Raw genomic sequence first — 8,616 nt, forward strand, 5'->3', positions numbered from 1 at the left:
AATTTTAGTGGGAATTACAGATTATTCACAATCTCTATGCCCGGATGTCCAAGTCTTATAGTAATGAGTACATCTATCAAAATACGTTGCTTAATGCCTTGCTGCTTGGAAAGCATAGCGTACGCACTACAACAGCGTTGAGCCGGGTTCCCGTTGGAAAGGCTGTTGCAAATTTCATACTCATCAATGGAAAAGCGGTAGTCTATGAGATCAAGTCGGATCTGGATTCGATGGATAGAGGCATATTACCATGCATTCGACCAGGTCTGTGTGGTAGGCTCCGAGACTTCTTTCATGAAATTGAACGCCATGGTTTCAAACAGCCCGGTCGGCATCTATGTCCTGACAAAGCACAATGCCATCAGTGCTAGGCAGAAAATGAACCTGTCGCCGATGCAAGTGCACTCTCTCATCAATCAATGTTCAAGCTGCTTCGAAAGCGTGAATACGAGCATATCGTACATCCCTATTTATGGATTCCTACCTGAAGCGACTCCCGTATTCTGGTATGGAGCCCTGTTTTCAAAGATTCCTATAGCCCGGGCCTATACCATGGTACTGCAAACACTGAAAAAACGGGTATCCATACAGCCAGAACAGATACAAGAGGTGATGGGACGACAGTTTGCTTGATAGTATAAAAAGTCCTATTCAGTCTCAACCAAACAACCATAATGAGAAACATTCCTCACTATTGTGTATCCATCGCAATAGCGTCTCTACATTTCCAAATTGCCATTGGATGGTTTTTTAGCCTTTCTACAATGATTGGATCATCAAATAGCAGCTCTGGCACATAATGCTTTCGAGAGAAGGCTGACCAAAAAGCAAATTCATCGGGTGTTGGTACAAGGACCTCTTGTAAAAATTCCACAACAGTTCCATAAGCTTGCTTGGCATCAAACCATGTACCATGACGTAAAACTGGTACGAGATCGGTTTTGATTCGTTGTTGTGTTATCGATAGGGTATTCTCGAAGTTGAATTGTTCTGGCACCTTGTCGGACCCTACTGCGCAGTAGAACATCACACATTTTCTTAGTAAGGGTTCTTGTGATTTCTTGATAAATCCCTTTTGTGTCATCATAAATATATCAAACAAATCTCTTGGCGCCGCGCGATTGAGCATAGCGACAATTTTTGAAGCATAAATTTCTATCGGATCAAGACAAAGCGTAGCCAGTTCCTGTTCACTCCATGGTAACAATATAGTTCTTACTACTGGTGGAAGAATGTGGCAGCGAAGCATGTAATTAATCTCAATTTTCATATTATCCTTCATGCCCCCAGCATTCTGATACTCAAAAACAAAGGAATCCAGAGCATGATAAGTTTTTGACTTGAGTCCAAGCGTATATCCTGCAGCACTCGTGTACTTTTTTATTCGTTCTGTAAGAATTTCCCGTGACTTCATCATCTCATCACGTGAGAGATTGTGAGAAAAATCCAAATCGATATCAACAGAGAGTCGAGGCAAGTCAAGAATCATAAGGTTGAGAGCGGTTCCTCCCTTGAGTGCTAATAACTCAGCCAAAAATGAGTCAGAATGAATCCATTTCAACACATCTGCCAACCGGCATATTTTCTCAAATGTATCTCTGACAAATCCCAACTCTCGTGCTTGTCGTCCTAATACCATACGATCATATTGCATCATAATCTGTCACTCCTTTTGCAATAAGCTTAAGCACATCAGCAGGTGCGTAGATGTTCCAATCCTTGTGGAATACAAAGTCCTTCGATCGGTTGTACAGATAAGACTTCCCGGTAGGGAGATGCATCTTGCAATTCTCGAAAAACGAACTGGATAATTGAAGTGACTGAGCCAATGCAGAGAGAATTAACCCTGTTTTTTGGTACAAGAAGCCATTGTCGTACTCCTCCAAGCAAGAGAGAAGCTGTGATTCATCCAATCCAGGAATCAGCTGGAGGCATCGTAACAGTTCTTCCAATCCTCCGATTTTCTCAAACATTTCAATGCTTTCAATGACAGTTCGTTCGAGTGATGAAACTCGAACTCCCTTTGGTCCTTGTTGTATGTGACTGACGATTTTCGGACTAACCCGCCGATAGGTAATACCATCAAATTGAAAATCATGAAAGCGACTCTGGCTTGTTATATATACGTCATAGAACACCTGGTTCGCATATCCGTAATATTCAAACGCGCTGTGGTACGAAACGACTGCATCCTCACTGATATGGGAGGCAATTTCATAGCGGTTAGGAACAGGCTGTCCTGTCTCCATACTGATTGCAACATAGAGATTCTTCCGGACACTTTGGATATATCCTTTTCCCCTATATGCCCGGCTAAGAGCTTTCGCGGCCTCATCGCTGCCGGTAATGGATTTTAGATTTTCTAGACTAAAGCATCCAAGAGATACCAATTCAGGATAGTACTTCATACATTACCTCCTTTTATTGGAATTGTTGCACGAAAGTGTAGTAAAATCTACATTATCGTGTAATATTAACTACAAACATTTCTATATGTACCTCTTGATATCAGAATATTCCAACATCTATGAAGTGGATTTTCATCCCTCTCTGCTTTGCATCTTTCTGAACAGCGAAAGGCTTCAGTATATTCCCCTTATTGGTTGTCGATTACAATCCCGAATGAGCAGTGACAGCCGTATCGACTCTATTGGATGGGCCAGAAACATGAAACTCTTTCGGCAATCCTGCAGCTTCCGAATGGACGTTGTCCCCGGGGAAGGAACCATCTTGGAAAGAGTCTGACTCGGGGAAAAAAAGAAATCCACGCTCTGGCATAGGCAGATAGACTTTTACATCTGATAATTCATTCATTTGGTATTAGCAAGGGCTATACATACTCTCCGGTTGCATAGCCCCCTGTTCAATGAGAAGTCAGATCTGGATCTGTACAATACCGGAGAGCACGATCAAGTGCAGCACGACCTGCTCGATCCAGGTGAACCAATCGGAGCCGCTGATGCGACCGAAGTCGATGGTGAGGACATCGAGGATGACAATCAGGGCGACCCAGAAGATCAGGATGGCCGTATAGGCAAGCTTGGTGATTTTGTCGGGAATGAGTTTGGTGAAAAGCCGGGCACCCAGAAACAGACCGCTGATCAGCTGCAAGGTGGATATGACATAGAGCAGCAGCTCGTTATCCCCGCCGAACATGTTGGAGAGCTCGCGGGATATCTGGCTTCCCAACCCGCGTCCCGAAGTGAATCCGATGATGCCCATCGCCACAAAAAGCAGGGCGATGAGAATTTGCATTACGTTCTTCGACGCAACAACCTGTAGTGATGCCTTGGGATCTTTTGCCATGTCAGGACTCCTTGTTTTGCATCAGTGTACTCTCACGGAGGTGTAGAGTAAAGCACGTGGCAACGGGCAACGATAATTCATACCAAAATGCTTGACGATTGCAAAATAAAATTGTAAGCTACATATATAGCAATGCAACATTGTTAAGGAGTAAGAACATGAATGTACCAAAGATTGGAATTATTATAAGCAGTACCAGAGCCGCAAGAGTTGGACAGCAGGCAGCAGAATACGTAGCATCGATTGCAAAGAAGCGCACCGACCTAGCCTTTGAAATCGTCGACCTTCGCGACTATCCCATGCCCTTCTTCGATGAGGTCAGCTCAAACGCCTACGTTCCCTCGACCAATGAGGTTGCCCGGGAATGGCAGAAAAAGATTGCCAGCCTGGACGGATTCATTTTCGTCACCGCTGAATACAACAACAGCATCACCGCAGCTTTGAAGAACGCCCTTGACTACGCATATCCTGAATGGAACCGCAAAGCAGCGGCATACTTCTCCTATGGCTCGGCCGGCGGTGCACGTGCGGTGCAGCACCTCCGTGACATCTGTGTCGAACTTCAGATGGCGCCGGTGAGGCAGTCGGTCCTGATTATGGGAAATGACTTCTATCCGATCATAAACGGACAGAAGCAGATCAAGGACGTTCCCAATCTTGAGCCCCAGGTCAACAGCATGCTCGATCAGCTCTCCTGGTGGGCGCATGCGCTGAAGAGTGCCCGCGAGAGCAAGTAATATATCGATATCCAGTAACTGAATAAACGTTGGGAGGAAGAGGCCGTCGGCTTCTTCCTCTTTTACTGTTCAACGTGTTTCACTTGGAATTACCAAGCGCTCAAGGCCGTCGAGGGCGACATACAGGGTCAAGCCTAGCAGGCTCAGAAGGACGATTCCTGCGTACATGCCGACATACTGGGCCATCACCCAGTTGTTCATGATGTAATACCCAAGACCGTAGGTGGCTGCATAGTTCTCACTGATGAAGAGCACCGAAAGCGAAATGCCCAAGGTGATGCGCAGCGATGAGAAAATCCGCGGCAGGATGAAAGGCCAAAGAATATCCCTCAGGATTTGGGTTTGCGTGAGATGGTATGCCTGGGCAAGCTCCAGGTATTGCACAGAGATTTCCTTCACCCCGTCACGGATGGTTACAGAGGCCGGAAAGAATATGATTACGGCTATGAGCATGATCTTGGACAAGTCCCCGATGCCGAAAAGCACCATGAAGACCGGAAGGAATGCAATCTTGGGCAGGGGATAGAGCAGGTAGAGCACCGGCGAAATGAGCTGGTCGAGCTTCTGTGTCCGACCGGCAAGCATGCCGGTGGGAATGGCGAAGAACAAGGCCAGGGCCATCCCCATGGCAATCCGGTAGAGGGAGAGGAGCAGGTGCAGGTACGGCTTGGCGGTCTGCATGCTGAAAACCAGATGCAACAAGACTGCATGCGGGTAGGGTATGATCGGGGCCTGCATCACCAGGGCCATAAGGTACCATGTGATGATCACAGCCAGAAAGCCACGCAGGTACTTCATCGGCTGCCTCCCAACCGGGAACGCAAGATTCTCTGCAATTCAAAGGCTTCTTTCTTTATGCGCAGATCAGAGAGCTCATGATAAGGATTCGTTGTCTCAAAGACGATGCCTTCCTCTGTCATCACCACGATGCGCGAACCCATGAAAACCGCCTCGGCTATGCTGTGGGTGACAAGCACCAAGGTGATGTTGTTGGCTTTCACATAGGCTTTCACCTCATCCTGCAGCCTCTCCCTCGTCTGTTCATCCAAGGAAGCAAAGGGTTCATCCAGCAGAAGGAGGCCGGGTTTGCGGATCAAGCTGCGGGCGAGGGCGACACGCTGCCTCTCCCCGCCGCTGAGCTGTTTGGGATAACTGGACATCTTCTCCTTAAGGCCCACCAAAGCAAGCAACGCCTCTGCCTCGCCCCTCATCTGCTTGGGAAGGCCGAGCAGCACATTGTCGATTGCCCGCTTGTACGGCAGCAGGCGGTCCTGCTGGAACATGATCGCGCACTCACCCTCTGTGGTGATGGCCCCCCCATTCAGAGGCAGCAGGGAGGCTATTGCGTAGAGCAGACTGGTCTTGCCGCAGCCGCTTTTGCCGATGATGCTTACCATTTCGCCCTTTTGCACTTCCAGCGAGAAGCCTGAGAACGCGACCTTCGAGCCGTAGAGCAGCCGGGCATCCTGAATACTCAGCATTACAAGCCCTCGATGAAGCGGGCATCGAGCATGCCGGCAGGGGAGAACTCATATCGTTGGTTGGTCACCGACTCAGTCCAAGCCATGATCTCCTGCATGAAGGAGGTGCTGGGAAGCCTGGGAGTCTGAAAGTCGGGCAGGTGAATCGAATCCCGGATCTCGGATGGAAGATTCGGGATGTACTTCATGAGGGCTTCGCGGGCAAGACTCTCGTCCTCCTTGATGGCCTTCACAGCCTTTGCGTAGGCGCTATGGAAGCGCTTCAACGCCTCACTTTTTTCCTTGGCCGCCTTCTCGGTAAAGGCGATGATATTCAGGCTCTCGGAAGGAATGCCTGGATAGAAGAGTTTCTCCAAGCCTCTCAGAGCCCCGATGGAAGCGAAGGGCTCGGGGAAAATGCCGACATCGAGGCGGCCTGAGACCACCGCCTCCAGGCGGGCGGGAATCTCATTGATATACACCTTGGAAACGGTATGGTCCGGCCCCAGGTACTTGTCGATGAGGTAGTTTGTCACGCTGATCTCCATCGTTCCAGCCGAAACGGCTTGTTTCTCCTGCAAGCCCGGCTTCGCTAGAAGAGGGAAGTCTCCATCGGTGGAGAGGGTCCCGATGAGTTTGAAGTCACCAGCTGTCTGGGTGATGAGGGCGACAAGGTCGGTCATGGCCCCATCGACCTGGCCTGTCTGCAAGGCCGTCTGGCGATTCTGTCCGTTCGTGAAGAGCATAAGCTCTACATCGACCCCGGCCTCCTTGAAATATCCCTTCTCAAGCGCTACATAGAAGGGGGCGGCATCGACGGCGCTCATCATGCCCACTGTCAGGGAGGGAATGGCAACGTTCGCCATTGATTGCTGTTCGGATTTCCTGCAGCCGGGGAAAACCAAAAGTGTCGCGATGAAAAGGACAAGCAAAAACTTCTTAAACATTCGGGGCCTCATCAGTGAATCAACATACTCTACCATAGCCGAATATGCTGATTCAATGCAGGAAGGAAGTTATCAAGGAGTCTGAAAGCTTTGGTAACAATCGAGCCCTGCAGAGTGCCGGGTTACGGATTGTCCTCTCACCTTTTTGTGCATTGTAAAACGATTTCAAATTCTGATATACTAGATTTAAGATAAAATTTTGAGTATCAGGGAGCCATATGAAGCAGGAACAGGTTGCCGTAATTGATAAACGGAGTTTGGCGGAGCAAGTCTATCAGTATCTATGTGATTCCATCATCGGTGGCCGATTCAATTATGGAGATACCCTGAGTACCAAGCAACTGGCCAAGGAACTCGATGTCAGCATGATGCCGATCCGGGAGGCCCTGAAGCGGTTGGAAATCGATGGGTTGGTGGAAATCAGGCCCAGAAGCATGTGCTTGCTCAGGACGCCGACCAAGAAAACCATCCTCTCTGCAATTGCGATGAGGGAGTTATTGGAAGTTTATTCCGTAAAGAGCGTGTATGAAACCATTGAGAAAGAGAGGTTGGAACCCTTGAAGGCCCTCACTTCATCAATGGCCGAAGCTTTGGCGCAAGAGGACCTCCATACGTATATAAAATTCGACTGCCAATACCATCTCATGCTCTGCTCTCTGTGTGACAATGAGTTCATACATCGGTCCTACAAAGAGTTGAACCTGCACCTGAATATGAAGTATATGTATGATATTGGAATCAAGCCGGACTACTCACAGACGTTCCAAGATCATATCGATCTCCTCAATGCCTTGGAACATCATTCACCCGCTGCGCTGCAAATCATAGAAAAACATCTGCATACCAGCAAGAAAAACATTCTCAGCGGTGCTTTTCTTGCCGGTGATGGAGAATCTCAATCCATCAAGTAACCACCGTTGACGTTCAGCGTTTCCCCGGTGATGAAGGAAGCCTCATCAGAGGCCAAGAAAAGTACTGCAGCGGCCACCTCGCTGGATGTCCCCATTCGCTTGAGGGGAATGGAAGAGACCACATTTCTTCGTTTCTCCTCCGACCATTCAGCACTCATGTCCGTCTCAATGGCATGGGGCGCCACGGCATTGACCGTGATGCCGTACTCTGCCAACTGGCGGGCAAGTGAACGGGTGAAGGTATTGACAGCACCTTTGGAGGTACCGTATGCAGGGCTGGCGGTGATGTCGCCGATCTTTCCCGCTATGGACGTTACATTGACGATTTTCCCGCAGCGTTTGGCCACCATATCGGGCAGAAACGCCTTGCACATATAGAACGTTCCGTTCACGTTGACGTCGATAACCTTGCGCCACTGCTGTGGACTCAAGTCGAGGATTCCTTCCCTTGTGATTATTCCGGCATTGTTCACCAAAATATCAACGGGACCTTTCCAAGCATGAACCTTTTGGACCAGACGCTCGACAGCCTCAACATCGGCGATGTCAACAACGGCGGACAACACATTTGGGTTAAAGCTTTGTATCAGTTGCTCGGTCTCAGTAGGAATACGTACATCAACCAGGACCACTGCAGCACCCTCCTTTGCAAAGCGGATCGCAATCTCTCTTCCTATACCTCGGGCTGCTCCGGTGACGACAGCAAGTTTTCCATCCAATTTCATAGTCGATTCTCCTTACGATTTATCCGAACAACAAGTTCGGCAGGAATAAAACAAGTCTGGGGAAGAACATCAGGATCACCACCAACACAATGACGGTGAACAGAAACGCCCACATATCCTTGATGTAGTCGGTCACTGAAATATCGAGTATCTGACAGACTGCATACATAGCCAAGCCCACCGGCGGTGTCATGTTTCCCATCGTGATAATGGTGCAGAGCAGGATGCCGAAGTGGACCGGATCAATATTGACTGCCTTCGCCAAAGGAAGGAAGATCGGGGTGAACAACAGGATGATCACCGACCCATCCATGAACATGCCAAGAATGACTAAAATCCCGAGGATGATGAGCATGACCAGATATTTGTTTTGGGAAATACCCAATATTGCATCCGTAAGCAGTTTGGGGATGTTTTCCAGAGGAATCCCATATCCGAAAATACCAGAGAGGGCGATGATGAACATAATCGCCCCGACATCGATGACCGTGTCTCCGAGTGTCTTGGCAATTTTGAGGAAGTCCAACTCA

Annotated in this window: 11 protein-coding genes; 3 read left to right on the forward strand and 8 right to left on the reverse strand. The window is 48.6% G+C overall.

Going from position 1 to position 8,616, the window contains the following annotated elements:
- The first annotated feature begins 294 nt into the window (after positions 1–294).
- Positions 295–633, forward strand: a complete 339-nt coding sequence (locus B3K89_RS07830; RefSeq protein ID WP_293890916.1) for a hypothetical protein — start codon at positions 295–297, stop codon at positions 631–633.
- A gap of 58 nt (positions 634–691) precedes the next feature.
- On the opposite strand, the gene B3K89_RS07835 is transcribed toward B3K89_RS07830, so the two are convergent.
- From B3K89_RS07835 to B3K89_RS07845, 3 genes are all read right to left on the reverse strand, one after another.
- Complete coding sequence (locus B3K89_RS07835) at positions 692–1,657, reverse strand: nucleotidyl transferase AbiEii/AbiGii toxin family protein (RefSeq protein WP_293890913.1); 966 nt, start codon at positions 1,655–1,657, stop codon at positions 692–694.
- Entirely contained in the window at positions 1,644–2,408 is a 765-nt protein-coding gene (locus tag B3K89_RS07840) for a type IV toxin-antitoxin system AbiEi family antitoxin domain-containing protein (protein ID WP_293890910.1), read from the reverse strand. The genes B3K89_RS07835 and B3K89_RS07840 overlap by 14 nt, the downstream gene beginning before the upstream one ends.
- A gap of 466 nt (positions 2,409–2,874) precedes the next feature.
- Positions 2,875–3,306 (reverse strand): hypothetical protein, encoded by a 432-nt coding sequence (locus tag B3K89_RS07845; protein ID WP_293890907.1) that lies wholly within the window; start codon positions 3,304–3,306, stop codon positions 2,875–2,877.
- Positions 3,307–3,464: 158 nt separating this feature from the next.
- Between B3K89_RS07845 and B3K89_RS07850 the strand changes: the two genes are divergently transcribed.
- Complete coding sequence (locus B3K89_RS07850) at positions 3,465–4,043, forward strand: NADPH-dependent FMN reductase (protein WP_293890904.1); 579 nt, start codon at positions 3,465–3,467, stop codon at positions 4,041–4,043.
- A 69-nt stretch (positions 4,044–4,112) separates the two neighbouring features.
- On the opposite strand, the gene B3K89_RS07855 is transcribed toward B3K89_RS07850, so the two are convergent.
- From B3K89_RS07855 to B3K89_RS07865, 3 genes are read right to left on the reverse strand one after another with little or no spacing between them, the layout of a single operon-like run.
- On the reverse strand, positions 4,113–4,841 hold the full coding sequence (locus B3K89_RS07855; protein WP_293890901.1) for an ABC transporter permease: 729 nt from the start codon (positions 4,839–4,841) through the stop codon (positions 4,113–4,115).
- On the reverse strand, positions 4,838–5,524 hold the full coding sequence (locus B3K89_RS07860; protein ID WP_293890898.1) for an ABC transporter ATP-binding protein: 687 nt from the start codon (positions 5,522–5,524) through the stop codon (positions 4,838–4,840). The genes B3K89_RS07855 and B3K89_RS07860 overlap by 4 nt, the downstream gene beginning before the upstream one ends.
- A complete protein-coding gene (locus tag B3K89_RS07865; RefSeq protein WP_345907237.1) occupies positions 5,524–6,450 on the reverse strand; it encodes an ABC transporter substrate-binding protein in 927 nt (308 codons plus the stop codon). Before B3K89_RS07865 ends, B3K89_RS07860 begins: the two co-directional genes overlap by 1 nt.
- Before the next feature lie 218 nt (positions 6,451–6,668).
- Here B3K89_RS07865 and B3K89_RS07870 point away from each other — a divergent pair, with 218 nt between their 5' ends.
- Entirely contained in the window at positions 6,669–7,361 is a 693-nt protein-coding gene (locus B3K89_RS07870) for a GntR family transcriptional regulator (protein ID WP_293890890.1), read from the forward strand.
- On the opposite strand, the gene B3K89_RS07875 is transcribed toward B3K89_RS07870, so the two are convergent.
- The gene (locus tag B3K89_RS07875; protein ID WP_293890888.1) at positions 7,346–8,086 is read right to left on the reverse strand and encodes an SDR family NAD(P)-dependent oxidoreductase; all 741 of its coding nucleotides are present in this window, start codon (positions 8,084–8,086) and stop codon (positions 7,346–7,348) included. The two genes, B3K89_RS07870 and B3K89_RS07875, sit on opposite strands and share 16 nt — an antisense overlap.
- Positions 8,087–8,105: 19 nt before the next feature.
- A partial coding sequence (locus tag B3K89_RS07880; RefSeq protein WP_293890886.1) for an SLC13 family permease occupies positions 8,106–8,616 on the reverse strand: 511 nt, incomplete at its 5' end.

It is taken from the genome of Sphaerochaeta sp. UBA5849, from assembly GCA_002432715.1.
GTDB lineage: Bacteria > Spirochaetota > Spirochaetia > Sphaerochaetales > Sphaerochaetaceae > Sphaerochaeta.

Bases quoted from the DNA above. Each gene is read 5' to 3' on its own strand.
- B3K89_RS07855 (WP_293890901.1), bottom strand. From the start codon at position 4,841: ATGAAGTACCTGCGTGGCTTTCTGGCTGTGATCATCACATGGTACCTT.
- B3K89_RS07830 (WP_293890916.1), top strand. From the start codon at position 295: ATGAAATTGAACGCCATGGTTTCAAACAGCCCGGTCGGCATCTATGTC.
- B3K89_RS07865 (WP_345907237.1), bottom strand. From the start codon at position 6,450: ATGTTTAAGAAGTTTTTGCTTGTCCTTTTCATCGCGACACTTTTGGTT.
- B3K89_RS07835 (WP_293890913.1), bottom strand. From the start codon at position 1,657: ATGATGCAATATGATCGTATGGTATTAGGACGACAAGCACGAGAGTTG.
- B3K89_RS07860 (WP_293890898.1), bottom strand. From the start codon at position 5,524: ATGCTGAGTATTCAGGATGCCCGGCTGCTCTACGGCTCGAAGGTCGCG.
- B3K89_RS07875 (WP_293890888.1), bottom strand. From the start codon at position 8,086: ATGAAATTGGATGGAAAACTTGCTGTCGTCACCGGAGCAGCCCGAGGT.
- B3K89_RS07840 (WP_293890910.1), bottom strand. From the start codon at position 2,408: ATGAAGTACTATCCTGAATTGGTATCTCTTGGATGCTTTAGTCTAGAA.
- B3K89_RS07845 (WP_293890907.1), bottom strand. From the start codon at position 3,306: ATGGCAAAAGATCCCAAGGCATCACTACAGGTTGTTGCGTCGAAGAAC.
- B3K89_RS07870 (WP_293890890.1), top strand. From the start codon at position 6,669: ATGAAGCAGGAACAGGTTGCCGTAATTGATAAACGGAGTTTGGCGGAG.
- B3K89_RS07850 (WP_293890904.1), top strand. From the start codon at position 3,465: ATGAATGTACCAAAGATTGGAATTATTATAAGCAGTACCAGAGCCGCA.